Origin of the sequence: Halomonas hibernica, from assembly GCF_013183775.1 — a bacterium.
Taxonomy (GTDB): domain Bacteria; phylum Pseudomonadota; class Gammaproteobacteria; order Pseudomonadales; family Halomonadaceae; genus Vreelandella; species Vreelandella citrativorans.
This window is the reverse complement of the sequence record NZ_VIFN01000001.1, coordinates 556,554-582,415: the sequence shown is the minus strand read 5'-3', so window position 1 is coordinate 582,415 and position 25,862 is coordinate 556,554. Positions and strand designations below refer to the sequence as shown.

Here is a 25,862-nt window from a genome sequence, read left to right as displayed (position 1 = left end):
AACGGGCATGCGCTCAACAGACAATGGCCGTCAGCTTCTCTTCCAGAACAACTAAAAACGCCTCGATATGAGCAGGCAGGTAGCGTTCAGCCATCACCTGTACCTGAAGGCTTCGCTGAGAAAGCTGGGGCTCGTGTAGCGGCTTTAAAACCAGCCCATCCTTATGCATTTTACCGCTTACCGCCACGGCACTACACAACCCGATCATATTGGGATGCTCGCTGACCATGGTATAGGTCGCGCCCAGTGAATCGCAGGAGAAGCTTGGGAATACCTTAATACCGGACAAGCTACAGGCGACATCAAACAGATAGCGCATTGTCGAGCCATTAAGCGACATGGTAAGCGGGTAGTCGCATAAATCCTTTACATACAAAACGTCATTAACTGCCAACGGGTGCTCACTCGACATAAGGGCACTAATCGCGGCGTTATGGCTTGAAACCACCTTTACGCCAATATCCGGCGAGAGGCTAAAGGTTAAGGCGATATCAGCACTGCCTTCTTTTACCAATTCAGAAGCACGCGCTGAATCGACCATCTGCAGATCAAACCGTATATCAGGATGCTGAGTAATAAAGCGCGAAATAACACTGGGAAGAAAGTGCCACGCCATGCCATCAGGGCAAGCCACCACAATGGTTTGGCGTTGGCGTGTCATTGCATCCTGCATCTCATCGATAACACTATTAACTTCTAACTGGTTACGCAGTGCATAGGCGTTCAGCAGTTTGCCTGCTTCGGTTAACTGCATACCTCGCGGCTGGCGGTTGAACAGCTTGATATCCAGGCGCTGCTCAAGGTTGGTGATTTGGCGGCTAACCGCTGAAACAGCAACGTGCAACTCTTCAGCGGCAGCGGACAACGAGCCCGTTTTCGCAACGCTTTGAAAGTAGCGCAAGTGGAGATCCTGCATAAAGGCCTCATTGATGACCTGCCTGTTAGGCTTTGTACGAAAACTGCTTACGCTCGCCCATACGGCGTTAAAAACCAGCTCAAAATACTCATTTACACATGTAAACTCCGTTTTTTTACTGATTTTTGCCTTGTCTGGCCTTCGCTCAGCGACTTTTCGTACAAACCCTGGCAGGGTGAATAGCGCTATCGGCAGCGGTTCAAACATCTACCGGTGATTTCTAATAGTTAGAAAGGTACTTTGAAATCTTAATGATTGCTGCAAACAAGAGCAAGGGCTAGGCTCATCTCAACGACCACTAAAAGCCCAATGATATAAAGGCACGCCATGACAACACCGCAGCGTTCAAAACGGGAACAGGCGATTCAGCTAGCGAGTGATGAGCTTTCAAACGGTAATTTTTATAAGACGCTGGCAAAACGTATTGCCATGCGCACGGTCAGCCAGGACCCCGCCTGTGCGGATACACTCAACGCGTACCTTGAACAAGAAATTGGCCCGCTGCTTTCAAGGCTGGGCTTCATCTGCCAAATTATCGAGAACCCGAAACCCGGCTTTCCTCCCCTGCTGATTGGGGAGCGCATTGAAGACCCCGCCTACTCCACGCTGCTGCTTTATGGCCATGGTGACGTTACCGATGGCCAGGAAGAGCAATGGGCGAACGGTATTGCCCCATGGGCGCTAACCTTTAAAGAAGGCCGTGTTTATGGCCGCGGCACCGCCGATAACAAGGGCCAGCACAGTGTCAATTTAACCGCGCTGGAAGCTGTGATTAACGCTCGTAAGGGTCGGTTAGGCTACAACGTAAAAATGCTGTTTGAAATGAGCGAGGAGATAGGCTCACCAGGGTTGGAAGAGACCTGCGCTGCCTATCAGCAAGCGCTTAAATCCGACCTTTTTCTGGCCTCTGATGGCCCCAGAATCCGCCACGACATGCCCACCCTCTTTTTAGGTTCTCGCGGCGTTGTTCAACTCAAGTTGTCGCTTAACACCGGCAATGGCGGCCGCCATTCCGGCAACTGGGGAGGGGTTATTACCAACCCGGCGGTTGTGCTGTGCAATGCGCTCGCCACGCTACTTTCCCCGAGCGGCAAAATTCTGGCGGATTTCCTCAAGGCGCCGTCGATGACAGAAGACGTCTCCCGGTTAGTGCGCGACTTGCCGGTAGGCGGCGGCGCCTCCGACCCCACGATTAACCCAGCGTGGGGTGAAGAAGCCCTGGCGGATGGCGAGCGTTTATACGGGGCCAATACGTTTGAAATTCTTGGCTTAAGTGCGGGTAGAACCGACAAGCCTGTCGGTGCGATTCCAGAGCACGCGGAAGCGGTACTACAGCTGCGCTTTGTAAAAGGCACCGACTGGCAAGCGGTGGAGAGTAACCTGCGCCAGCACCTGGATGCCCATGGCTTTAACGATATCCAACTGACGTTCTTAGGCGGTTACGCGGCGACTCGGTTGGCCCCCAATCACCCGTGGGTAAATTTTGTTGCTCAATCGGCCGAGAACAGCCTAAATGAAGCGCCCCATATTTTACCCAACCTGGGCGGCACGATTCCCAATCACTGCTTTTCAGACGTGCTTAATCTGCCTACCGTTTGGCTGCCCCACTCCTATCCGTCATGCAATCAGCACGCCCCCGATGAGCACTTGCTGGAAACCATTGTCGAGCAAGGGCTAAAACTAGCCGCCGGGATCTTCTGGGACTTAGGCGAACCTCAAGCACAAGCGCTAACCACTCATGACGCGGCAAAGGCATATTAAGTGATGGAAACTCCAAAAAAGAACAGCGTTGATAACGAAGCCATCCACTGGGACCAGGATATCAGCTACGGCCAATACCTTGACCTTGAGCCCTTGCTGGCTTGCCAGAACCCGGCCTCTGACGAGCACGATGAACTACTCTTTATCATGATTCATCAGGTGTCGGAGCTATGGATCAAGCTCTGCTTGCACGAAGCCCACGCAGCGGCCAGGCATATTGCCGATGACAACCTGAGCCCAGCGTTCAAAATGCTCTCACGCGTATCCCGCATCCAGGAACAGCTCATCAACGCCTGGGAAGTGCTGGTAACGATGACGCCAGCCGATTACTTGAGCTTTCGTGACAGCCTTGGGCAAAGCTCGGGCTTTCAATCCTACCAATACCGGGAAATTGAGTTTTTGCTGGGCAACAAGAACGCCAAATTGATTGAAGCACACCGATCAAAGCCCAAGCATTACCAAAAACTCCAGCATGCGCTTAATTCGCCCAGCCTTTACGATGTCTCGCTGCAGCTACTGGCCCGCCGGGGTTTTGATATTCCAGAAAACATCACCCATCGTGACTGGAGCATTCCCTATACCGCGAGTAGCGACGTCGAAGCGGTGTGGATGGAGATCTATCGCAACAGCGAAAAGTACTGGGATCTATACGAACTGGCCGAAAAGCTGGTGGATGTCGAGTTTAACTTCCAGCGCTGGCGCTTTAACCACATGAAAACAGTGGAGCGCATTATTGGCTACCGACGTGGCACCGGAGGTTCATCGGGCGTGAGCTACCTGGTCAAGGCACTCGACCTGCAGTTCTTCCCGGAACTTTGGAGCGTAAGGACATCTATTTAACGGCAAGCGCCCAATAAGCCTTACCCCACTTTTCACCTGTGTGACGACATTTTTTGCTGGAGTACCGATATGCGCGTGAGCCTGGATACCGTTCGTGAACTGGACCGCCAAGACCCACTGGCAGATTTCAAACGCCACTTTTCCCTGCCAGAAGGTGTTCTCTACCTGGATGGCAACTCGCTTGGTGCGCAACCGGTCGCGGCCAAGCAAGCGGTTGATGACTCTATGGAGCAGTGGCGTACCCAGCTGATAAAAGGCTGGAACCAGGGCTGGTTTGATGCGCCCGAACGCCTGGGAAACCTGCTCGCCCCGGTGATTGGTGCTCAGCACGGTGAAGTGGTGGTCACAGACAACATCACGCTCAATATTTTCAAACTGTTGGGCTATATCCTCGACAAGCGCCAGGATGATTGCCGCACGGTACTCAGTGAAGGCGGCAACTTCCCCACTGACGGCTACATTGCCCAAGGCTACTGCCGGGTTAGCGGCTGTGAACATCGCTTTATGCCCGAAGGTGACGACCTGGCCGCGCACTTGGACGGTGTGGCTGTGGTGGTGCTTAGTCAGGTCAACTATCGCACGGGCAAACTGCGCGACATGGCAGCCACTACTCAACTGGTTCATGAACATGGTGCCGAGGTCATTTGGGATTTAGCCCACTCTGCTGGCGCATTGCCTGTCGAGCTTAACGGTGTGGGCGCACGCTATGCCGTAGGTTGTACCTATAAATACCTGAATGGCGGCCCTGGTGCGCCCGCTTTTCTTTACGTGCACCGCGACCACCTGGACAGCACGTGGCAACCGCTCTCTGGCTGGCATGGCCATACCTCACCTTTCGCCTTTCAGGCCGACTACGCACCCGCCGATGACATCTCGCGTTTTCGTACCGGCACACACTCAGCGATTATTTACGCAGCCCTTGAAGCGTCTTTAGCCATCTGGGCTGAGGTCGATATGCAGGTCGTGCGCGATAAAAGCCTGGCCATGAGCAATCTGTTCCGCGAGTGCCTGGCAGATATTTTTGAGTCCCACGGCATCGAAGATATTACTCCGGCAGTCGACCAGCGTGGCAGCCAGGTATCGTTGATAGATGCCCAGAACGGCTATGCCATTGTGCAAGCGCTGATTGCGCGTGGTGTAATTGGTGATTATCGGGAGCCGGGCTTAATGCGCTTCGGCTTCACCCCACTCTATTTAAGCTACGAAGATGTGTGGCAGGCCGCGCAGCACTTCCGCGAGGTGGTCGAAAGCGGTGAGTATCAAAATCCTGAATTTCACGTGCTTAGCGCCGTTACCTGATAGAGAGCACGCATGACAGAGCTAACGCCGGATCTGGCCTACTCACCGAGCCATTTTGCGTCAGAGTTTGAATCCACTCTTACACGTCAGGCAGATGCCGGACGCACGCTAAGGGGCCGCCACCCACCGATAACGGTCGCCTATGGCGACCACCCGGCGGCGTGCCTTAACCTGTTTATTCCGCAGGGAGAAGGCCCGTGGCCTTTGATGGTATTCATTCACGGTGGCTACTGGCAGGAGCTTGACCACACTGCCACGGATTTTCTGGCCGAGCGCTATCTGGCACGGGGAATGGCCTTCGCCTCAATTGGCTATGGCTTAGCCCCAACCCACACCATTGAAAACATGATGACTCAGTGCATTCAGGGGCTAGAAGCGGCCTACCACGCGCTGGAAGAAAGCGGCGGTGTGTGGTCCATCACACTGGGAGGCCATAGTGCGGGCGCCCAACTGGCTTACTGGGTAGCCGTTAGCGGCAGGGTTCCTATTGATAAGCTGGTGCTGGTCAGCGGTGTTTATGACCTTACGCCGCTGGTAGAAACCTACGTTAACGCCCCCCTAAAACTGACCAAAGCACAGGCACGGGCACTTAGCCCTCAGTTTGGCGAGCTGACCGCACTCCCCGCCTGCCAGGTTGTGATTGCCGAAAACGACCCACCCGCGTTTCATCAGCAGGGACACAATTTTATAGCGCTGCTACGCGCAGCCAACGTTCAAGCAGAGCTGATTGAGCTGCCGGGATGCGATCACTTTGATGTGCTGGAGCATTTGTAAGCGCTAGCCGAGCTCACAATAACCACGCCGTTACTTTCTAGCGACGGCATGGAGTTTTTAATACCACAGTCTCTCAAAAGCCTGCTTTCACGCCCGCCCGGCTAGTTTTCAGATGACTTGTCATAGGTCACCTTGCATCGCCTAACTGGTTAAAATTAAACACGCTCTTCATCACGCAGCGTAAGCACCTCAACACCCTCGGCCGTCACTGCCACCGTATGCTCCCACTGCGCGGATAAGGACTTGTCGCTGGTCACGACTGTCCAGCCATCTTTTTTGATTTTTACCTTGGCTTTGCCTTGGTTAATCATGGGTTCGATGGTGAATACCATGCCCTCTTTCAATACCACGCCGTGCCCTGGCTTTCCGTAGTGCACGACTTCAGGCTCTTCATGCATTTCCTGGCCGATGCCGTGGCCGCAATATTCACGCACCACCGAGTAGCCGTTCTGTTCCGCATGCCGCTGGATCGCATGGCCTACATCACCCAGTGTTGCCCCCGGTTTAACCGCGTGGATGCCCTTCCACAGCGCCTCATAGGTTTTATCGACCAGGCGCTTGGCAATAGGCTTTACCTCACCCAACATGTACATCTTGCTTGAATCGGCAATATAGCCGTTCTTCTCAAGCGTGATATCAATGTTAACGATATCGCCTGATTTTAGCGTGAGTGTCTCGGAGGGAACGCCATGACACACCACCTGGTTCACAGACGCATTCAGCACATATTGATAATCGTATTGCCCTTTGCTGGCCGGGCGAGCCTTTAGCTCATCTACGATATAACGCTCGGCCCAGTCGTTGATCTGCATGGTGGTGACACCCGGCTCGATTAACGTATCAAGATAACCAAACACCTGAGCCAGCAAGCGTCCTGCTTCGCGCATCAGCGTCAACTCTTCTGCACTTTTCAGCGGTACGTTATCCACCGATCACCTGCCTTACTTCAATGTCTGCCTGTTGCATCTGCTCGCGCATAATGTCGGTGAAGGTCATGTCTGGATTAGCCTCTGCCAGCATACCCACCTTAATCCAATACTCCGCCTGTGCGTTGATCGAACGCACCATGACCGAGCTGGCTTTACGAATATCTTCGTGTAGCTGGTCGTTGATTTTTACGATACCCATGGAATGCCTTGATATATGAAACGTATATAAAGCATATATTAGAATAAGAATACCCAGCAAGCGACCTGGTTAAGCCGACGTTCTATAGGAGTGATTTTTCAGTTGCAGATACACTATTAGCGATGACGAGCGACAAGCGCGGCCAACGGCGGATAGCCTTCTTCAAGCGCAGGGCTCGATAGATTAGTGACGCCCAAGAGCAATCCTTTTCGCGCATTGGCTTGCGTGGCGTACCAGGGAGACAACGGCGCCGGTGCAAGGTTAAAGGCCGCCGCCGCTTCGGCAATGCCAACATCGTCGGTATCATCAGCCAGGGCGAGCAACAGCGACAAGCCCGCCATATGATTGACTGAAGCCGTGCTATCCATGAGTGCAAGCAGCGCATTCCGGCGCTGTATATACAAACGCTTCATACGCCGAATATGGCGCAAGTAATGCCCGTCGCGCAAAAACTCCGCAACGGCCAGTTGGCTAGGCAGTGCAGACGCAGGTGACAATGCAGCGGCCGTATCTCCCGCGCGCTCCGACAACCTCGCAGGCACCACCATGAAACCAAGCCGCAATCGTGGGCTGATGGTTTTACTGAAAGTACCCATGTGAATCACTCTTTCGTCATGGTCCAGCGAGGCCAGTGCGGGCGCTGCCTGGCCGCTTAACTGCAGCTCACTTAAATAATCATCTTCGATGACCCAGCTATCGTTTTCTTTAGCCCATGCTAATAACGCCTGGCGGCGAGCCAGCGACAACTGCATACCCAGCGGTGCTTGTTGGCTTGGCGTCACAATCGCCAACCGGGCCTCCGCCGCAAGCGCTATCCCTTGCTCCACACAAATCCCCTGGTCATCTACCGGAACAGGAACCGAGGTAAAGCCTGCCAGAGACAAAGCGTGCCTATTGAGTGGATAACAAGGGTCTTCAACCCACACCCGCTGTGAACCCGGGCGCAACAAGTGCAATGCCAAGCCCAGCGCACCCGCATATCCATTGGTGATGATGATCTGGTCTGCAGAACAAAGGAGCCCGCGAGCCACGGCCAGATAGGCAGCAATTTCCTTGCGTAGTATCTGCTCTCCGCGTGGGTCAGGGTAACGCAGTGACTCGGCCACCGCCTGTCGTGAACCGCGCAGCATGATGCGCGACCACTGCTTAAAGGGAAAGCCATCTTGCGCAGGCACCCCCACTTGAAAAAGCTTGGGCGCGCTTTCCAGATCCTGATAGAGATCAGGCAGTGGCAGTCGAGAGGCCTCAGCTACCACTTTTGGTGTCGCGGGTAGTACGGAGCTAACGAAGGTGCCGGCGGCCCCTTTTGAGATGACTAAATGATCATCGCTCAGCCGATCATAAGCCGTTTTAATAGTGCCTCGCGAAACGCCCAGTTGCGTGGCAAGATCACGCCATGAAGGCAGCCGTGCGCCCTCATATAAATGCCCTTGTCGAATGGCATCAGCAATGCTGGACCGCACCTGCTCTGATAGAGATTGCTCGCCTTGGCGATTAAGTGAAAAACGAAGTTTACTCATCACTCCATGGTACATAGAAATCTATCAGACTTGGTGCTTTTTTTAGACCATGAAGCCTCTCACAATCACTATCTACTCTACACTTTTACCGTTCTAAATCTTTGTGCCAGTTCTCGAGCTAGTTCTTTATGCCGGTTCTTGAGTTAGCTCTTTACCTTAGCTCTTTACGTTAGCTCAGAACGATTTGCCAAAAGGATGAAATCAATGCGTATAGTAAACACGAAATGTTCAGCGGCGATACTGCTCGCCATGTTGGTCGGCTGCTTCGGTTCGGCACACGCCACCGAGACCACTGAGCAACCAGACGCCGATCAAGCCTATGATCAAGATGCCGACGGTGAACAGCGTGCCAGAGCGGCTGGCGAGTCCTTAATTGGTCAGCCAGGCCCCGAGCTGAGCATTACCACGCTGGATGGTGAGACTATTGATCTAGGCGCGCTATATGGCGAAAAACCCGTGTATATAAAGTTCTGGGCAACCTGGTGTGTGCCCTGCCGCCAGCAGATGCCCGGGTTCCAGGCATTTCAAGAAGCGCATGGTGATGATATCCAAGTCATCGCCGTGAACACCGGCTACGCTGACACCGAAGCGTCTGCACGTGTCTATCGCGAGGAAATGGGCCTGACCATGCCCATCACGGTAGATGACGGCACGCTAGCCGAAGCGCTAAATCTACGCGTTACCCCGCAGCACGTTCTGATTGATCGCAGTGGTCACATCACTCACATTGGTCATCGTGACGATCAAGCCCTGGAACAGGCGCTACAGGCCGTGCTTGAACCCGCTGATCCCAACTCAGCAGCGACCGAAGGAGCCGCCGTCAAGGATATCGACGCCAACGCTTTAACGGTGGGCGATACGGTGACTCACCTTGATGTCACCACGCGTGACGGCACTACCATCGACCTGACTCGGGAGACGACAGACAAGCCACTGGGTGTGGTGTTTTTTGCCACCTGGTGTGAGCCTTATCTTGCCGAGAGCCAGCCAGAAACCTCCACCGCCTGCCGCCGCGTACGCGAAACCGTCAACCAGCTGAGCGAAGACCAAAGCGTACAGTGGGTAGGCATTATTTCTGGTCTTTGGACCCAAGAGTCCGATGTCGAAAGTTATCTTGATACCACCGAGACGGCGATACCGGTGTTGCTTGACGCCGAGGGCGATATACACCGTGCATTCGGCGTTCAGCAGATACCCACCGTTGTGTTAATTGATGCTGACGGCAAGATAACCGACAAGCTTGGACCACAAGACACCGCATTAGGCGAAGCTGTCGAGCGCCTCAGCCAATAAGCGTAAGCCACTCCGCGCAAGCCATAGCGCGGCCCCCCTTTTTTTACTGGAGCAGCCCGCCTCACGCGGGCTGATAGCCAATGCCCACGTTCCTTTATCGCTATTTTGTCCTTTTCTGCCTGGTGTTAATGCTGACTCCCCAGATCGGCGCTGCACAGGAATTTCCCGGCATCTCGGGCGAAGTACTGATTAAGAGCACTCTGATAGCGGAAACAGATCAACCGGCACCTGGTTCCTCCAGCACCTTAGCCGTTTTCATGGAGCCGCAATCAGGTTGGCATGGGTATTGGAAACAGCCGGGTAGTATTGGCCTACCACCGCAGTTCAATTGGCAATTGCCGGAAGGTGTCAGCGTAGGCGATGCCGCTTACCCAGTACCGCAGACGCTAATGACTGGCGATCTGATGAATCATGTCTACGAGCACCCTTATGCACTATTGCTGCCCATTGAAATAGACGCCTCTGTGCCCGCTGGGACCTCTCTGCCTATTAGCGTTGACTTCAACTACTTGGCTTGTCGCGCTGATGCCTGCATTCCAGAGGAAGCATCGCTTGCCACTACGCTGGTCGCAGGCGATGGCCACATTACGCCTGAGCGCAAAACACGCTTCGATGAATGGCGGCGCGAGCTTCCCAGGCCTCTCGGTTCGCAAGCCAGCTTTGTGACGACCGATGATAACCAGCTGCGTTTAAGCATCCCCTTACCCACCAGCGTGGAACTCAACGATCCACACTTGTTTGTTGCCACCGATAACGTGGCTGATCCCGCGTCTGAGCAGGTTTTTAGTCGTGAAGGCGACACATTGATTATTGAAACCCAGTTGGCAAAATACTGGCAGACAGATAATCCACCTGACGAGTTCGAAGCACTTCTGTCACTGGGCAATGGAACCGGCTTAGCATTGGTTAGCCGTAGTGATGGTGCGCCAACGCCAACCACAAGCACAGCTGGCGTACAAAGTAGCTCTACATTACTACTGACCGCATTTCTCGGCGCCGTACTGGGCGGCGTTCTGCTCAATATCATGCCCTGCGTTTTCCCTATTCTCAGCCTTAAGGTCCTTAGCCTTGCACGCCTGTCCGGTGGTCAACGCGAAGCCCGGCGTGAGGCGCTAGCCTATACCGCCGGTGTGGTCCTCGTTTGCTTGATCCTGGGCGCAACGATTATTGCTCTGCGCGCAGCCGGTACTCACGTTGGCTGGGCATTTCAGTTACAAGACCCACGGGTCATTGTGGTGCTTACACTGCTAACCGCCGCGATTGGCTTTAACCTGGCAGGCCTTTTTGAACTAGGCTCCATCAATGCTGGCTCCAAACTGGCTAGCCAGGAGGGCATGGCCGGTGCTTTCTGGACGGGCGTACTTGCCGCTTTTGTCGCAACACCTTGCTCCGGCCCATTTATGGCCACAGCGCTTGGCGCCGCCCTGGTACTCCCTACGGTTGCCGCACTGACGGTTTTCGTGGGCCTGGGCTTGGGCATTGCCTTACCGTTTTTGCTGCTTGGTTTCATACCAATGCTTCGCCGTCGCCTTCCTCGGCCGGGCCCTTGGCTTGCCACCTTTCGGCATATCATGGCCATCCCAATGTTCCTAACCGCTCTAGCGTTAGCTTGGGTGCTTGGCCGCCAGCTCAGCAATAACGGCATGATTGCAAGCCTCGCTCTGATCTTACTACTGGCGATAGGACTTTGGTTCACCGGCCTGCGCCAACGCAACGGCAAGCGCTTAGTCTGGGTACCGGCAGCACTCGCGGCCGTACTCGCGCTGACGGGAAGCATCCTCGTTCCCGGCTCCTTTGCGGGCCATGAGGCGCCCATTAATGCCGCCGCAAATTCCCCCGCCACACGCACACTCGACTTTGACGCGGACCGCTTGGCCGAACTTCGGCAACAGGAGCAAACCATCTTTGTCTACTTTTCTGCAGACTGGTGCGTCACTTGCCATATGAACGAACAGCGAGCCATTGATACAGCCAGCACGCAACAAGCATTTGCGCAGGCGGATGTGATCACCATGAAAGGTGACTGGACCAATGGTGACCCAGCCATCACCGCTTTTTTGGAACAACACGGCCGCTCAGGGGTACCTCTCTACTTATGGTACACACCAGACCAAAACGAGCCTGAAGTCCTTTCACAGATTCTTGCGCCAAATGTGTTATCGACGTTAGCGGGCAAGTCTGGTTAACCCGCACGGTTAACAGGTGCTGGACAGTTAGCAGGAGAACCGTGCAATAGGTCGATGCCCACCCTGTGAAAAACCATCTCGCACACACCTTCGTATGTTTTCATGCGAATTCGCAGATCAAGCAGGCGACCTGCGGCACATGCCTGTTCGTTAATATGATCCTGTAGTGAACTCTCCCCTAAGCCAAGCCTGCTTGGCAGAAACTCAGTCAGTCGGGTTATCCGAAAGGTGAGCTAATAATTCCGCATTGTGCCGGGTATTATCCTGAGCTTCAGTTTAGCTCTCAGCCGTTCCTTAACACGAGCCTTCTATGCACGATCTCATGCTGTATCTTTTGCTCCTGATTGGCACTTTTTTGATTGCTGGCGTGGTGAAAGGTGTCACTGGAATGGGGCTGCCAACCGTCGCGATGGGTTTACTTGTTATAGCGATGCCACCGGCGAGCGCTGCTGCCCTTCTCGTTCTTCCCTCTTTAGTGACCAATGTCTGGCAGCTGTTTTCTGGCCCATCGATTACACAGCTGATGCAGCGGCTCTGGCCAATGATGCTGTGTATCTGCTTGGGCACCATCGCTGGTGCTGCCTTATTAGTCCGCGTAGACCCACTCTGGTCTGGGTTTGGGCTCGGCATCGCTTTGATTGTCTACGCCGGTTATACGCTGCTTGCCCCCGCCTTCTCCGTTTCCACGTTCCTGGAGCGGTGGCTTTCTCCGGTTATCGGCTTGATAACGGGAGTCGTCACTGGCGCAACAGGTGTATTCGTGATGCCAGCAGTGCCGTACCTTGCCTCGCTTAATATGAGCCGGGAAGAATTCGTGCAAGCCCTGGGCTTATCGTTCACCATTTCCACGCTTGCACTAGCATTAGGACTGTTCGCCCATGATGCTTTCCAGGTCTCGCAACTAGGCACGTCCGCCTTGGCGATTATTCCTGCGCTGATCGGAATGTGGGCGGGCCAGTATGTGCGGATGCGGATTAGCCCTCAGCGGTTTCGTCAGTGCTTTTTGCTCTTTTTGATAGTGCTGGGCCTTGAACTTGCTAGTCGCCCGCTTTTATGACGAGCAAGGATCAGAAACCGAGGGTGCCGCCTTCCACCCGTAAGGCTTCGAAGGCGGCGGGCGGCCACGTAGAGCGATGGCGTTAGCCAATATACTGCTTTGTTGTAGTGACCGTACCGTAAGCAAAGGCCAAGGCTGCCATTATCGTTGCGTGAACCTGAGGCGCTGGCACCGTCACGCCATCGAATTCAAGATCCAGCGTGGCGCAGGCATCGTGGATAATCGTCGTCTTGTAACCCAAATCCGACGCTGCACGGCTGGTGGCATCGATGCACATGTGGCTCATTGCGCCAATAATGACGACCTCCTCAATATTTTGCTGGTCCAACAGCTCTTGCAAACCGGTCTCACGAAACGAGTTAGGAAAATGCTTCACTAGTACCGTTTCCTCGCCCAACGGCGCGACTATGGGGTGAATGGCTACCCCTTGCGTACCAGGGGTGAAAAAAGGAATGTCTGGATCGGCAGATTCATGCTGAAAATAGAGGACAAGATCGTTTGCCGACCGGGCATGTTCAATGACATTAGCTGCGTTCGTGGCAGCCTCTTCAATACCGTTCAACAGCAGCTTGCCGCCGGGGAAATACTCATTTTGGATATCGACGACAATGATTGCGCGATGACTCATATTATCAATCCTTTTCAGTAGCGTTTGCCAATAGGCTGGCAAGAAGAAGTAGGCCGCTATATAAAGAAGCGGCCCTTGGGATTAGAAGGAAATGACCTCACCATCGGCGGGAATAAGTACGTGTTCCTGAATTCCCTCTTGCTGCACGTAATCGGCCAGTTCGTCACGGCTTAGCGTCATATGGTTTACGGCATCCATATGCACCGCGATGATGGTGGCATTCGGGGCTTTCTGGTGGGTACGCAGGGTATCTTCTTTACCCATAATGATGGGATCACCTTCGAAACCGTCTACCTCGGCAGCACCGGTATTCAGCACGATCATCTCTGGGTTGTAGCGCTCCATTGCCTGTTCGACCTCATCGCGCCATACGCTATCGCCGACTAAATACGTCGTTTTCTGCCCCGGAGCTTCGAAGACGACACCCATGATGTCACCTAGTGATTGCGCCAGCTCAGGAACAGCATAGAGAGCATCGGAGCCATGCTGGCCGCCCGTCTTGTGAAGCTGCACGCCGCCAAACTCGGTGCTGGCCTCCAGAATGCGCACATCGCTGAATCCCTGAGCGCGAATCAGCTCGGCATCAGCGGTATTCTGAGCGAACAAGGGAATGTCCTTTGGCAATTGCTCCTGCGCGGCGGCATCCCAGTGGTCGAGGTGCGTGTGAGTGACGATGACAGCGTCTATATCGCCGATCACATCTTCCACCGGCATTGGCAGCCCAACCAGCGGATTACGCAACTCGCTACGGTAGGTATCTTCAAATCCCGGATAGGCGCCCTGCTCGGCCAGCATAGGGTCAATCAGGAAAGTAGTGTCCCCATAGGTGATTTTCACAGTCGCATTGCGGATCTGCTGCACCTGCTGCGTTGCCTCCTGAGAGAGCGAGTCCGCGGATGCGCTATGGGCGATAAGAGCCGTGGCGATGGCAAGAGAACTAGCGAGGGTCTTGATGAGCATCTGTGTACTTCCTTAAATTCGTTACGGGTGATGGCAAGTAGTTTAGAGAGGCTCAATCAACAAAAGAATTGGCCTGGAAGACATTTATCGAAACTTTTGGGCCATGATGCTACTGTTTATAAAACGCATAGCAGGAGTCGCGCTTTGTCTCTACCCAATGTCGGCCTGATCCTTCACCCACACTTCAGCCCCTTCCATTTCTCCGTGCCCTATATGGTGTTTGGTATAGCATTGTCTGATCGCACGCTGTTCAATCTTTCCATTGTGGCGCCTGGGGGAAATTCCATCGAAGGCGAACGGGCAATGACGGTGAAGCCCGATGGCGGTTTAGAACTGTTGGATAACATGGATATTGCGATAGTGCCTGGATGGCACGACCTGAATGAAGCACCGCCGCCAGAGTTGTGTGAGGCGCTCGTCCGCTGTCATGAGCGTGGCGCTCACGTCGTGGGGCTGTGTTACGGCACCTATGCGCTGGCTTACGCCGGGCTGTTGGATGGCAGGCGGGCGTCGACCCACTGGATGGCCGAGCAAGATTTTAGTGGCCGCTTTCCCAACGTTACGCTGGACACCAATGCGCTCTATGTGGAGGAAGACCGTCTAGTGACGTCGGCCGGTACCGCTGCTGGTCTGGATTGTTGCTTATTCCTGGTGCGCGAATGCTATGGCGCGCAGGTTGCCAACAAGGTGGCCCGGGCCATGATCGTTCCGCCCCATCGGGAAGGTGGGCAAGCGCAGTTCATAGAGCAGCCGGTTGCCGCCTCAACCCAAGATGCGCATATCAATCGCCTGCTCGACTACCTGCGCGAAAATTTATCGGCATCGCACACGATTGACGAGCTTGCTGAGCGCACCGCCATGAGCCGCCGTACCTTTACGCGAAACTTCCAAAAAGCCACCGGCATGACCGTCGTGGCGTGGCTGGTGAGCGAACGGTTACGGCGTGGGCGTGAGCTTTTGGAAACCACCTCGTTGTCGGTAGAAGCGATTGCAGAAAAGGCGGGCTTTCACACAGCGACGTCTTTCCGCCAACATTTCCGGCAACGCCATCAAGTTAGTCCACGCGATTGGCGCAAAACCTTCGGTGGCAACGCCTGACGATCAACGCTTAGATCTAACATTCCAAGCAATGTACATAACCTAATGTGATTGCTATTTTCCAACATGTCTATAATACTGGACATATGGAAATTAAAAACGTCACGGCCAGTTTTAGTGCTCTTTCTCAGGAAACGCGTCTTGAAGCCTTTCGGCTTCTGGTACGCCATGAGCCTGAAGGTCTTCCTGCGGGGGAAATTGCGCGCCAGTTATCGGTGCCCCATAACACGATGTCGGCGCACCTTTCAGTGCTTTCACGGGCAGGATGGGTCAGCTCTCATCGGCAGAGCCGTTCCATTATCTATCGCGCCAATCTCAGCCATATGCAACAAATCCTGGGCTTTATGGTTCGCGATTGTTGTGCGGGACACCCAGAGATTTGCGAGCCGCTTCTGACGGCCTTTACTGACTGTTCTCTCACTACCGAGAAGGAATAACCCTTTTGAAAACGACTTTGAAAACGACGATTTATCACAACCCCGCCTGCGGCACCTCGCGCAATACGTTAGCGATTATCGAAGCATCCGGTGAGACACCGCACGTCATCGAATATCTAAAAACACCACCCAGTCGCGAGCGGCTGGTCGAGCTGATCTCGATGATGGCGATTACCCCAAGAGAGTTACTGCGCCGCAAAGGCACGCCCTTTGAAGAGCTCAATCTCGATGATCCAGCATTAAGCGATGATCAACTGATAGATGCCATGATGGCGCACCCCATCCTGATCAATCGCCCCATTGTGGTAACGGAGAAAGGCGCACGCCTGTGCCGCCCTTCAGAGCGTGTACTCGACTTATTGGCCAACCCAGTAACGACGTTTACCAAAGAAGATGGTGAGGTAGTGCACCTTAAGGGCAGCCACCCGTGAGCGAACCTATCAGTTTCAACGACCTGCCCAACATTGATCTTCAAAAGCTCCAGCCGATAGACGTGGACGTATTGGCCGGCCCCGATGCGCCGCGTCATTCCCCCAGGATTCTGGTGCTTTACGGCTCTCTGCGCGAACGCTCTTTTTCACGCTTGGCCTCCGAAGAAGCGGCGCGGTTGCTGCGCTGGTACGGCTGTGAAGTACGTACCTTTAACCCATCAGGCTTACCGCTGCCAGATGACTCAGAGGCCGATCACCCGAAGGTGAAAGAGCTGCGCGACCTTGCCCAGTGGTCCGAAGGCATGCTCTGGGTCAGCCCCGAACGGCATGGTGCAATGACGGGCATTATGAAAACGCAAATCGACTGGATACCGCTATCGCTCGGCGGTGTTCGCCCTACTCAGGGTAAAACGCTGGCGGTGATGGAAGTGTCTGGCGGCAGCCAAAGTTTTAACGCCGTTAACCAGATGCGAATCCTCGGGCGTTGGATGCGCATGATCACCATCCCTAACCAATCCTCTGTACCTAAAGCGTTCACCGAATTTGACGATGCCGGGCGCATGAAGCCCTCACCTCTCTATATGCGTCTCGTCGATGTGTGTGAGGAACTGGTGAAATTCACCTGGTTGACGCGCGACAAGTCCGCCTATCTTACCGACCGCTATTCAGAGCGTGTCGAGAGTGCTGAAGAGCTCTCTCGCCGCGTTAACCAAAACACTCACTGACGTAAGGTCCTTTCATGTTGGCACTGGCCATTTTTGTCGTCACCCTGGTTCTGGTGATCTGGCAACCTAAAGGTTTGGGTATCGGATGGAGCGCGCTGGGCGGCGCGTTAGTGGCACTGCTTATGGGCGTGGTGCACTTGGCTGATATCGTTGTGGTGTGGGACATCGTCTGGGACGCCACCTTTACGTTCGTTGCCCTGATCATTATTTCGCTGATTTTAGACGAAGCAGGGTTCTTCGCCTGGGCCGCGCTGCACGTGGCGCGCTGGGGCAACGGACGCGGGCATCTGCTGTTCCCGCTGGTCGTGTTACTCGGCGCGGTCATTGCCGCCTTCTTCGCTAACGATGGCGCCGCCCTACTGCTAACGCCCATTGTGATCGCTATTCTGCTGCGCCTAAAGTTTGAGCCGCCTGCGGCGCTGGCCTTTATCATCGCGACGGGCTTCATCGCCGATACCGCAAGCCTGCCACTGGTGATCTCTAACCTCGTTAATATCGTCAGTGCTAATTATTTTGATATTGGCTTTGATCGCTATGCGGCGGTTATGGTGCCGGTGAACCTGGTATCAATAACGGCCACGCTGGCCGTGCTATGGATAGCCTTTGGCCGCCGCATCCCTAAACACTACGCCGTCGAAAACCTCGACCCACCGCGCTCAGCCATAAAGGACCCGCTGATATTTCGAATGGCGTTTCCGCTGCTGGCAACGCTGCTGATCGCTTACTTCGTGACCGCCCCGCTGGGCATTCCCATCGCCTTTGTAACGGGAACAGCCGCCGTGCTGCTAATGGCAATTGCCGGGCGGTGGTGGCAAGCAGGCCGCGGTGCCATCGTCTCCGTATCAGATGCGTTACGTGGCGCCCCTTGGCAGATAGTGCTGTTCTCAATCGGCATGTATCTCGTCGTTTACGGGCTGGGTAATGCAGGGCTGACAAATTATGGCGCGCTGGCGCTTGAGTGGCTGGCACAACAGGGTAATTTTATCGCCACGCTGGGCACCGGTTTCCTTTCCGCCATCGTCGCCTCGGTAATGAACAACATGCCCTCGACACTGGTCGGCGCGCTGGCAATCGACCAAGCAAACGTGCCTGCCGTCACTCAGGAATTGATGGTCTACGCCAACGTGATTGGTAATGACTTGGGACCCAAGTTCACCCCCATTGGCAGCCTCGCCACCCTGCTCTGGCTACACGTGCTAGCGGGCAAGGGATACAAAATTGGCTGGGGCCAGTATATGAAAATCGGCCTGCTGATTACGCCGCCGGTGCTATTGGCAACGCTGGTTGCTTTGGCGCTTTGGTTGCCGGTGTTGCCTGCGGGGTGAGCTGTATAGGGGTTTAGGTTGGATGGAAGCCAGGCAGGGATTCTGCCTGGCTTCTGGTATCGGCCAGAAGCGGTCATTCAGACAACTGAAATAACAGGTAATAAAACCACAGCGAAACCGTTAACTGAAATTTTCAGCTAGGCCCAAATCGCAGTCGCTCACTAGGCCGTTCGCCCGCTATCTCCGATCTTGGCCTGCGTAGCCATGCTCCCATACTGAATTAATATCTATACACCAAGTGATCATAATTACCATCAACAAATCCAGCTTCAACACCAAACAGGCCTCCAATTTCTTTTAACGCACAGAGAACGTCTTGCTGAATACTCTGCATGCTTTTTTCTGAGAAATCGTGCTGGAACTTAGCTGCAAAACTGAATCCTATATAAACCACCGGATCCTTATAGTGAACAAGATAGTTTCGCATATCAAATAGATCCTGAATGCCAGCTCTCCAACTTAAATCTCCATAAGGCAATTGAGAGATTTTGTACAGTTTTTTTAGCTTGGCTATTGTGCTTCCATAGCTTTTCTCATCCTCTTCTTTAGCTATTGGGTGAGTATTCCACACCAAATTTACAAATGCCTCAAATGAAATTGCCCAGCCAAGAACCGCTTCAATACAGAGTGCTATGGTTTCATCATCTTCAAACCCTGGGCCTTTAAATGAATAAGGCTTTCCAGACTCTGGCACAGAATCAGGAACCTCAACCATCTTCTTCTTAGCCTCATCAAAATTATTGTTTGCTCTTCTAAACATGAGCTGCTCAACATTCAGCCGGTATCCATATGTCATATTTTATCTTCAGTTTAAAGGTTCATGAAATTGCCCTAAGGCCATAATCAGACTTTTAAAAGATTCGTAAGTACGAAAAGCGCACCTGACAAAGTGTAATTTTATTCTGATTTCGAATTTACCATATGATAGAGCAAAACTTTCCTCTATACCTGAGTAAAACCATGCCTTGGAGAGTTAAGCGACAGCATCGCAAAGAGATTTTGTTATTCAATCTTTTATACTCAGCCGTTATTAGCAATAATTCTATTAAATAATTAGTAAAAAATATTAAATTATAGATCCGACGAAGAAGATAAATTTTGCTTTGAAGAATAGTAGCAACCGCTCTCGAGACGACTCAAAATAACACCAGTTCGTCTCGAAATTTTATCATTCCATTCTTCAGTAGGGTTGCGAGGCCGTGGGTATTTAAGATAAACAACCATCTGTAATGCTTGTTGAAAAGATACGTTTTTCAAATTCCCACCAAAAAGAGCTTTTAAGCCGATAATGCCTACAAATTCAGTTCCATAAAATGCGATTGCAAGATAAGCAGAAGCAATTGACGTCTTGCTTGCGCGACGAGAAATCATGATTGCTAGCATTTGCTCTCTAAATTTACGAAACATAGTTCTCTCGTATCGACCTGTAACCACTCGGACATACTGCTGCTCTATAGTGCTTGCGCCACCATGGGGTTGATTTTTGTTAAGTCTAGCCAAAAACATCCTACCTATCGCTATCGGATCAATTCCTGGATGAAAATCGCTTCGGTGATCTTCGGCAATGACTAGCGCCTCAATAATAACTCCGGGAATTATTTCGCTGTTTTCCACTATAGCCAAGCAGCGATTTAGATCCTCGCGCATCTTTTTCGTCATAAAAACTTCTAGAAGCAGGGAAGCACACAGAAGCGGGAGCGATAGAGTCCAAAGAAAAAATATCAAAACTCACTCCTTTGCCATGTAACGCTACCATCTTGCTTTGCGACCATAGAGCTAAAGCAACCAGTCATTTTTTCTTTGGAACTGAACGTAAGTTCATAGAAATTAGTTGACTCTCTTCCATGACCATCTTCAATGACATGTAATACAATTCGATCTTTAGAGAAATAATTTTTTTCAATATAGCCTACTACCAAGCCTCTAGTTCTATTTTTTCCTTCGTATTCCCTTTCTCCCGTAGCAGAATTTTCGTACACCTTCTCTACTGTTCCTTCGATGCGACTTCCTTCACGCCAGAGCATAGCCACGTATCGCAAAACCATACCTTTATAGGGGTTATATGCAGAATTTACCGTATGCATTTCAAAATACCAACGCCCGATTACATTAGGAAGAGGGAATATTATTTCTCTTAACCAAAAGAAAAGAAGAGTGAGAACTCCACCACCAGTAACAGTAGCCAGGAAACTGTACAAAAAATTTAACCAAAATAGCTCGGCGTTCATAACCTTTCCATTCCCCCTGCCTCATTGAATAAAATTAGCTTAAAAAATCAATGTCTAGAAATATTTCAATATACTGATTAAATTTCCCATCTTATCGAGTTTTATAAATAACAGAATAAATAATAAAAAGCCGTAATTATGCTGCCAAAAAGTCCGCAATGGGTCGTCAACTGCTATATTATCATCAGCGTAGCTTAAAGCTCTGCATTCGGCCAAGAAGCAGATACTAAGACAATGCTGATATAGCCCCGTGCTCTACGGCAAATTGCGAACGAAGAAAATAAGTTGTCCGCCAGTAGCGCATTGTTAGAGCCTGCTTGCACTGGCTTTTGGATTACCATCAACATGCAGTATTTTTATTGCCGCACCGCTTATCATCCCATTAATTTCATTCAGCCTATCGATAGCGGCTTTCGTAAATCCTACGTCTATAACGAGATATATCCCCACTTTCGATTTCTCAGACTTCATATATTCAGGAAGCTGCTTTTCTATCCCCTTTTTCAAACCTGAAGTGTTTGTTGACTTCTTTAATTCTACTAAAACACTATTCTCCATGTTTGTCCCAAATTTGAAGTCTACAGGCCCGCGACCAGAGTCTGACTCCCTCGAAATCAATACATTATTAGATTCACAATAAGATTCGGCAACACCGTAGAATAATAATTGGGCCGCTTTTTCATGCTTAGCGCTGCCATCTGAACTATACAACAGTTCTGAGAGACCATTGTATTCAACTAGTGACTTAAATTTTTCGCATATCTTTAAGACCATTTTCTCGACATCACTAATCATCGGATGGCTTGGAAGATTTAACTCAAGTGGATTCTCTTTCGTGATTTTCCGCGTCACCGGATACCATATATATTCGCCTGATCGATCTGATAAAAAATCATAGGGTTTAGCATCCTTGGCCGCATACTGCCTTACTAGATCATCTATGAGCTCAGGATATTTGAGAATATAAGTCTTCAACTCATCTTTTTTCAAAGAATGCGTTGCTTCCCTCCAAGTATAACCAATTAAAGCATTCAAGTTGTTACGAAGTATCTTATTATTTGCGGCGATTGTGTCATAGTGACTCCAATCCAAAGCAACAGGAAGGTCCCTTAGAAGGAAGTTTGGTACCAGATATAGCAACTCACCAGTATATGGGTTAATCGGAAGTTCTTTTTCTTCATCAAAGTCTAAATAACTTTCTAAATCTACATCAATGTCATTGAGGACGCGCTTTGTAAAAATTGCTATATCATCTCTTATGATGTTCGCGGTCATATCGCTAATGCGATCAGGTCCAAAGTCTTCTTCAAACATACCAACTAGCTCGAAAAGCTCGGGATCATTCCTTCCTTTCAAGATTATCAACTTAGCAGTCGAAAGCAATCGACGGCGAAGTGCTGGGCCGATTCCGCTTCCTGACGTTCCACTGCTGGAGTATCCAATACACAATCCTTTAACTTCTCTCCACTGCATCATATGATCGGCCCTATTCCAGAAAACATCTCCCTCTTTATCAGATGCGGCGAGTAGCTTTCCTATCGAGAGAAAATGTTTCTGGAGTTTTCCATAACTTTCTTTGAACTCTGGAATGTCACAGTGCTTCAATAAATGAGGATCAATAAAAAGGCGAGTATCCAAGTCAAGAATAGGGTCGAACGCATCCCTATCAGTAAACTCGGAGTTATCGATAGCTAATAAGCTTGATAATGACTGAGGCACTAGCTATTCCTTCTTTTCGCTATAACGCATTGATCCGCCGCTGCTTGCATCGGCGGATTGAATTAATTTGTTAAATTTGAACTTCTCGGCGACATACTTCGCAGAGTTCTCGATGTATGGAAACACCGTGCTCTCGTTGATGTTTAACAGGTCTAGCTCTCTTAATATAGACCCCTTATCAGATACAATGATTCTGGACACTTTAATTTCAGGCGTACCTTCCTCATCGAAAACAGAATCTAAGCCGAATAGAAGGAATGCACCAGGTTGGGAAGATATACGATCATTACTGCGCTTTCCTTTAACACAAATGACTTTCCTTAAATCATTTGGAATTATAGACGCTTCGAAAAATGGCTTTTCTTGTCTTATTAAATGAAGGAGGCGCTTTACTGGAGGCTGTTCATTAAATTCGATCTCGTCAAAATCTATCTTATCTTTTTCTGATTGAGGTAAACGAGCCAGATTCGCAATGCAGCTAGCCATATCTGAATCAAAGTACTTCACATCTTTTCGTTTCATTGAGAAGAGAATTACTTCTCCCTCTTCATTGGCATCTGATTTACATGCAAAATAAAGTGCAATTAACGGGTTAGAAGTAATGTCAAGTAGCCGTGTGGGCAAAGAGTAATGTTGCATGCGCACAAGACTATCGAGGGTATAAACGTCTGTTTGAAAATCAGCTGAGTTTGAAACTAGTAACTCTCGGTATAAAATATGCTCGTTGTACTTATAAAGATAATTGCCATCTTTATCTCTACGAGACAAAGATGGCTCCAGCTTATAGTTTTTCTTGCTGGAGTGACCACGGTAAAAAACCTCAATTTCATTTCGTTCTTCTATCGACAGAACCTTGTCGATAAAACCCTTTACTGTGGAGATTCTAGGTTGTTTAGATTTTTCTACAGATGGGCGTCCCTGTTTGGTTTTTCTTGATTCTTTCTCTGCCCCCACAATCCCTCTTGCTCGCAGTCTTTCGAACAAGTCTTCGTCTTTTACTGCCCAGTGGGTTCTGTTCATTTCCCAACTACGGATATCCAGCAAGGGCGCAATTGGCTTTATTTTGTTAAACGGGATTGGTTCGATATCTTGCTGAAATTCGAATTCAATTAGTAAATTGCGGCCTCGCTGTTTGATTGATGTGAGATAACCGATACGAACATCAGAATTTTCACCCTCATATGCGAACAAGCTTGGGTAATTTTTCAAGTTTTCAATATGGGAACTGTTCAACTCTTTTAGAGCAGAAGCAATCCCTTCATTTGTATATTCGAGAAACCGGCTCTTGTCGAATTCATAGACCCCCTCATCCCAAGCGCCTTCAATCGCTGTTACTAGCAGGTTATACATTGGACCCAAGATCCTTAATAAGTTTAACGCTCAAGCTAAGAGTAATAATGCATAGCAGAGGATTTTATCTCAATCCCAGTAATTGTTAGGCATTGGCTTTTCCTTCTACAAGCTGAACAAGTAATTCAAGGGATACCTTATGCCGCTCGGCTAAATTAGTGTTTTTTAAGGTTCCTGTGAATACGCTCCCTCGGCGAATGTCCGCTCAGGGTCGAAAGCAGGCAGTCAGCAGCTATTCACTGCAGCATCAAAAAACCACAATTAACCCACTCAACACGCCACAAGGACCAAATCTAATTAGCCCTAACGCTAGCAGATTGCACGTCCTCACGTCACTAGAAATTAGCCTTACATACCATCACTTTTACTCGCCTTCATTTCCTTGCAACAAAAAGGGTAAGCTGAACAGCAACACCGCTCCTGAGTACGCACTTGATGACCTCACACTGGATTCTCGGCCCTGGCGCCATCGGTCGCCTGTTAGCCCATTCGCTCTCTCCTCTTGCTGACATCACCTTAGTCGGCCGCCGTGCGCTACCTGAGCAGCAAACAATAACAGCCCCCGAAGGCGAGGCGCGTAGCCAGCATTTAAACGGGATAGCCTCCTATCAACTAGTAGCCAATGCGCCAGCGCCGCCTGCTTTTGTACATATCACCACCAAGGCGATGGCTGCTGAAGCGGCGTTGGAAAGCGTGGCGGGCGCTATTCCTGCGACTACTCCACTGGTGTTGTGGCAGAACGGTTTTCTGGCTCAGCCGAGGCTGACTGAACGTTGGCCGGGGCCAGTGTTGTGTGCGTCCACCACAGAAGGTGCTTACCTAACTGGTGATGATGGCGTGTTTCATGCGGGGCGCGGGCATACATTTGTCGGGGATCTGGAGAATCGCCACGGTGCGTTGGCACAGCAGTTAGCGCATCAGCTAAGCCAAGCGGGGCTTGCGGCCACGGCGGTGGATGATATTCGTAGCCGCCTGTGGCAAAAGCTGGCGGTGAATGCGGCGATTAATCCATTGGTGGCGTTAAATGGGATTCGTAATGGCGAGTTGTGTGGCGCTGCTTACGCAGGCCGGGTTGAGGCGGTTGTTGAGGAAGTGGCGGCGATTATGGTGGCCGAGGGTATTCAAGCGCCCGATGGTGGTAGCTGTTTGGAGGCGTGGTTGGCGTTGGTGTGGAATGTTATTGAGAAGACGTCGAATAACAAGGCATCGATGCTGCAGGATGTTGAGGGTAAGCGGCTTACCGAGCGTGGTGCGATTTTGGGGCCGTTGATTGAGAGTGGCGAACGGTATGGGGTGGGTTGTGAAGTGTTGCTCGGGCTGGATGGTGAGTTGGCGGTGTTGGAGGCGGGGTTTTAGGCTTGGGGCGGCTGCGCCGCCCTTTCGCGCCGGGCCGCCGCTGCGGGTGTCGCGTTTCTCGCTGCGCTCGCTACTTGTTACTACGCGCTACAGGTTTGAAATTTCACATATTTCAGATTTTGTAGCGCGGTGTAAGCGTTAGCGCACCCGCGAAGGGTGCGGCTATTCGTATGAGGCGGTTTAGGTAACCGGGATCATTACCACGTCGCGGAACACGGGGCGCTCGGTTAGCTGCTGATACCAGCGTTCCAAGTGGGGGCGCGGTTGCCAGGTGAGGCCGATATTCCAAAGGTTATAAACGAAGGGCGCAACGGCAATGTCGCCCAGGCCAAACGCTTCGCCTGAAAACCATGCCTGGTTGGCGAGTGCGTTATCCAGCAGTTCAAACAGCTTTTCACAGGCTTGCATGCCTGCTTCAATGGCGGCGTTATCGCGCTGCGCTTCGGGCGTTCTCACATAGCCCATTAAAATTACTCGGTGCGCAGGGGAAAGCGTGCTGTTGGCCCAGTCCATCCATTTTTCTGCCTGGGCGCGCTTGGCAGGCTGCTCAATCCACAAATTGCCTTGACCATACTGCGCGGCCAGGTAGCGGATGATGGTGTTGGATTCCCACAACAGGCTGTCGGTGGCGTCGTCCTTGAGTAACGGCACCAACCCATTGGGGTTCATGGCCTGGTATTCGGGTGTGTTGTTGACCCCGAACTGGAGCCCCGCCTGAATTTGTTCAAACGGCACTTCCAGCTCGTTAAGCACCCAGCGCACTTTTTTAACATTGGTAGAGTTATCGCGGCCCCAAAGCGTAATCATAATGTTCCTTATTGGTTGGTTTTT

General features: G+C 51.5%; 25 protein-coding genes. 13 read left to right on the top strand and 12 right to left on the bottom strand.

Annotated features, from left to right (window positions below; all coding sequences use genetic code 11):
• Positions 1-13: 13 nt before the first annotated feature.
• Positions 14-916: a LysR family transcriptional regulator gene (locus FKN99_RS02735; protein WP_172116460.1), complete on the bottom strand. Its 903-nt coding sequence runs from the start codon at positions 914-916 to the stop codon at positions 14-16.
• 327 nt (positions 917-1,243) lie between these two features.
• Between FKN99_RS02735 and FKN99_RS02730 the strand changes: the two genes are divergently transcribed.
• From FKN99_RS02730 to FKN99_RS02715, 4 genes are all read left to right on the top strand, one after another.
• Positions 1,244-2,677: a M20 family metallopeptidase gene (locus FKN99_RS02730; protein ID WP_172116459.1), complete on the top strand. Its 1,434-nt coding sequence runs from the start codon at positions 1,244-1,246 to the stop codon at positions 2,675-2,677.
• A 3-nt stretch (positions 2,678-2,680) separates the two neighbouring features.
• A complete protein-coding gene (kynA, locus tag FKN99_RS02725) occupies positions 2,681-3,517 on the top strand; it encodes a tryptophan 2,3-dioxygenase (protein ID WP_172116458.1) in 837 nt (278 codons plus the stop codon).
• Between the two features lie 69 nt (positions 3,518-3,586).
• Positions 3,587-4,816: a kynureninase gene (gene kynU / locus FKN99_RS02720; RefSeq protein ID WP_172116457.1), complete on the top strand. Its 1,230-nt coding sequence runs from the start codon at positions 3,587-3,589 to the stop codon at positions 4,814-4,816.
• A gap of 12 nt (positions 4,817-4,828) precedes the next feature.
• Positions 4,829-5,590, top strand: coding sequence for an alpha/beta hydrolase (locus FKN99_RS02715; protein ID WP_172116456.1), 762 nt, complete (start codon positions 4,829-4,831; stop codon positions 5,588-5,590).
• A gap of 155 nt (positions 5,591-5,745) precedes the next feature.
• Here FKN99_RS02715 and map read toward each other — a convergent pair whose 3' ends face one another.
• The 3 genes from map to pdxR form a co-directional block, all read right to left on the bottom strand.
• Positions 5,746-6,519 carry a type I methionyl aminopeptidase gene (map, locus tag FKN99_RS02710; RefSeq protein WP_172116455.1) on the bottom strand — a complete coding sequence of 258 codons (774 nt, stop codon included), beginning with the start codon at positions 6,517-6,519 and terminating at the stop codon, positions 5,746-5,748.
• Positions 6,512-6,718 carry a ParD-like family protein gene (locus FKN99_RS02705; RefSeq protein ID WP_172116454.1) on the bottom strand — a complete coding sequence of 69 codons (207 nt, stop codon included), beginning with the start codon at positions 6,716-6,718 and terminating at the stop codon, positions 6,512-6,514. Before FKN99_RS02705 ends, map begins: the two co-directional genes overlap by 8 nt.
• A gap of 116 nt (positions 6,719-6,834) precedes the next feature.
• Positions 6,835-8,238: a MocR-like pyridoxine biosynthesis transcription factor PdxR gene (gene pdxR / locus FKN99_RS02700; protein WP_172116453.1), complete on the bottom strand. Its 1,404-nt coding sequence runs from the start codon at positions 8,236-8,238 to the stop codon at positions 6,835-6,837.
• A gap of 204 nt (positions 8,239-8,442) precedes the next feature.
• Here pdxR and FKN99_RS02695 point away from each other — a divergent pair, with 204 nt between their 5' ends.
• The 3 genes from FKN99_RS02695 (at position 8,443) to FKN99_RS02685 (ending at position 12,774) form a co-directional block, all read left to right on the top strand.
• Entirely contained in the window at positions 8,443-9,531 is a 1,089-nt protein-coding gene (locus FKN99_RS02695; RefSeq protein ID WP_172116452.1) for a TlpA family protein disulfide reductase, read from the top strand.
• 80 nt (positions 9,532-9,611) lie between these two features.
• Positions 9,612-11,717 (top strand): protein-disulfide reductase DsbD family protein, encoded by a 2,106-nt coding sequence (locus FKN99_RS02690; protein WP_216657931.1) that lies wholly within the window; start codon positions 9,612-9,614, stop codon positions 11,715-11,717.
• 310 nt (positions 11,718-12,027) lie between these two features.
• The gene (locus FKN99_RS02685) at positions 12,028-12,774 is read left to right on the top strand and encodes a sulfite exporter TauE/SafE family protein (protein WP_172116451.1); all 747 of its coding nucleotides are present in this window, start codon (positions 12,028-12,030) and stop codon (positions 12,772-12,774) included.
• 82 nt (positions 12,775-12,856) lie between these two features.
• On the opposite strand, the gene FKN99_RS02680 is transcribed toward FKN99_RS02685, so the two are convergent.
• Positions 12,857-13,402: a cysteine hydrolase family protein gene (locus FKN99_RS02680; RefSeq protein WP_172116450.1), complete on the bottom strand. Its 546-nt coding sequence runs from the start codon at positions 13,400-13,402 to the stop codon at positions 12,857-12,859.
• Positions 13,403-13,483: 81 nt separating this feature from the next.
• The gene (locus FKN99_RS02675; protein ID WP_172116449.1) at positions 13,484-14,362 is read right to left on the bottom strand and encodes an MBL fold metallo-hydrolase; all 879 of its coding nucleotides are present in this window, start codon (positions 14,360-14,362) and stop codon (positions 13,484-13,486) included.
• 144 nt (positions 14,363-14,506) lie between these two features.
• On the opposite strand from FKN99_RS02675, the gene FKN99_RS02670 reads away from it, so the two are divergent.
• The 5 genes from FKN99_RS02670 to FKN99_RS02650 all read left to right on the top strand — a co-directional run bounded on the left by FKN99_RS02670 (position 14,507) and on the right by FKN99_RS02650 (position 18,378).
• Positions 14,507-15,460 (top strand): GlxA family transcriptional regulator, encoded by a 954-nt coding sequence (locus FKN99_RS02670; RefSeq protein WP_172116448.1) that lies wholly within the window; start codon positions 14,507-14,509, stop codon positions 15,458-15,460.
• Positions 15,461-15,546: 86 nt separating this feature from the next.
• Complete coding sequence (locus FKN99_RS02665) at positions 15,547-15,897, top strand: ArsR/SmtB family transcription factor (RefSeq protein ID WP_172116447.1); 351 nt, start codon at positions 15,547-15,549, stop codon at positions 15,895-15,897.
• Positions 15,898-15,914: 17 nt separating this feature from the next.
• On the top strand, positions 15,915-16,328 hold the full coding sequence (arsC, locus tag FKN99_RS02660) for an arsenate reductase (glutaredoxin) (protein WP_172116760.1): 414 nt from the start codon (positions 15,915-15,917) through the stop codon (positions 16,326-16,328).
• Positions 16,325-17,053 (top strand): arsenical resistance protein ArsH, encoded by a 729-nt coding sequence (gene arsH / locus FKN99_RS02655; RefSeq protein WP_172116446.1) that lies wholly within the window; start codon positions 16,325-16,327, stop codon positions 17,051-17,053. Before arsC ends, arsH begins: the two co-directional genes overlap by 4 nt.
• 14 nt (positions 17,054-17,067) lie before the next feature.
• Positions 17,068-18,378, top strand: coding sequence for an arsenic transporter (locus FKN99_RS02650; protein WP_172116445.1), 1,311 nt, complete (start codon positions 17,068-17,070; stop codon positions 18,376-18,378).
• Between the two features lie 220 nt (positions 18,379-18,598).
• On the opposite strand, the gene FKN99_RS02645 is transcribed toward FKN99_RS02650, so the two are convergent.
• The 5 genes from FKN99_RS02645 to FKN99_RS02625 form a co-directional block, all read right to left on the bottom strand.
• A complete protein-coding gene (locus FKN99_RS02645) occupies positions 18,599-19,174 on the bottom strand; it encodes a hypothetical protein (protein WP_172116444.1) in 576 nt (191 codons plus the stop codon).
• 275 nt (positions 19,175-19,449) lie between these two features.
• Positions 19,450-20,037, bottom strand: coding sequence for a biosynthetic peptidoglycan transglycosylase (locus FKN99_RS02640; RefSeq protein ID WP_172116443.1), 588 nt, complete (start codon positions 20,035-20,037; stop codon positions 19,450-19,452).
• A gap of 62 nt (positions 20,038-20,099) precedes the next feature.
• Complete coding sequence (locus FKN99_RS02635; protein ID WP_172116442.1) at positions 20,100-20,606, bottom strand: hypothetical protein; 507 nt, start codon at positions 20,604-20,606, stop codon at positions 20,100-20,102.
• Positions 20,607-20,912: 306 nt separating this feature from the next.
• Positions 20,913-22,325 carry a hypothetical protein gene (locus FKN99_RS02630; protein WP_172116441.1) on the bottom strand — a complete coding sequence of 471 codons (1,413 nt, stop codon included), beginning with the start codon at positions 22,323-22,325 and terminating at the stop codon, positions 20,913-20,915.
• A gap of 3 nt (positions 22,326-22,328) precedes the next feature.
• Positions 22,329-23,675: an FRG domain-containing protein gene (locus tag FKN99_RS02625; RefSeq protein WP_172116440.1), complete on the bottom strand. Its 1,347-nt coding sequence runs from the start codon at positions 23,673-23,675 to the stop codon at positions 22,329-22,331.
• A 435-nt stretch (positions 23,676-24,110) separates the two neighbouring features.
• Here FKN99_RS02625 and FKN99_RS02620 point away from each other — a divergent pair, with 435 nt between their 5' ends.
• A complete protein-coding gene (locus FKN99_RS02620; protein ID WP_172116439.1) occupies positions 24,111-25,031 on the top strand; it encodes a ketopantoate reductase family protein in 921 nt (306 codons plus the stop codon).
• A gap of 180 nt (positions 25,032-25,211) precedes the next feature.
• Here the strand turns inward: FKN99_RS02620 and FKN99_RS02615 are convergent, their stop codons facing one another.
• Positions 25,212-25,838: a glutathione S-transferase family protein gene (locus FKN99_RS02615; RefSeq protein ID WP_172116438.1), complete on the bottom strand. Its 627-nt coding sequence runs from the start codon at positions 25,836-25,838 to the stop codon at positions 25,212-25,214.
• Positions 25,839-25,862 lie beyond the last annotated feature (24 nt).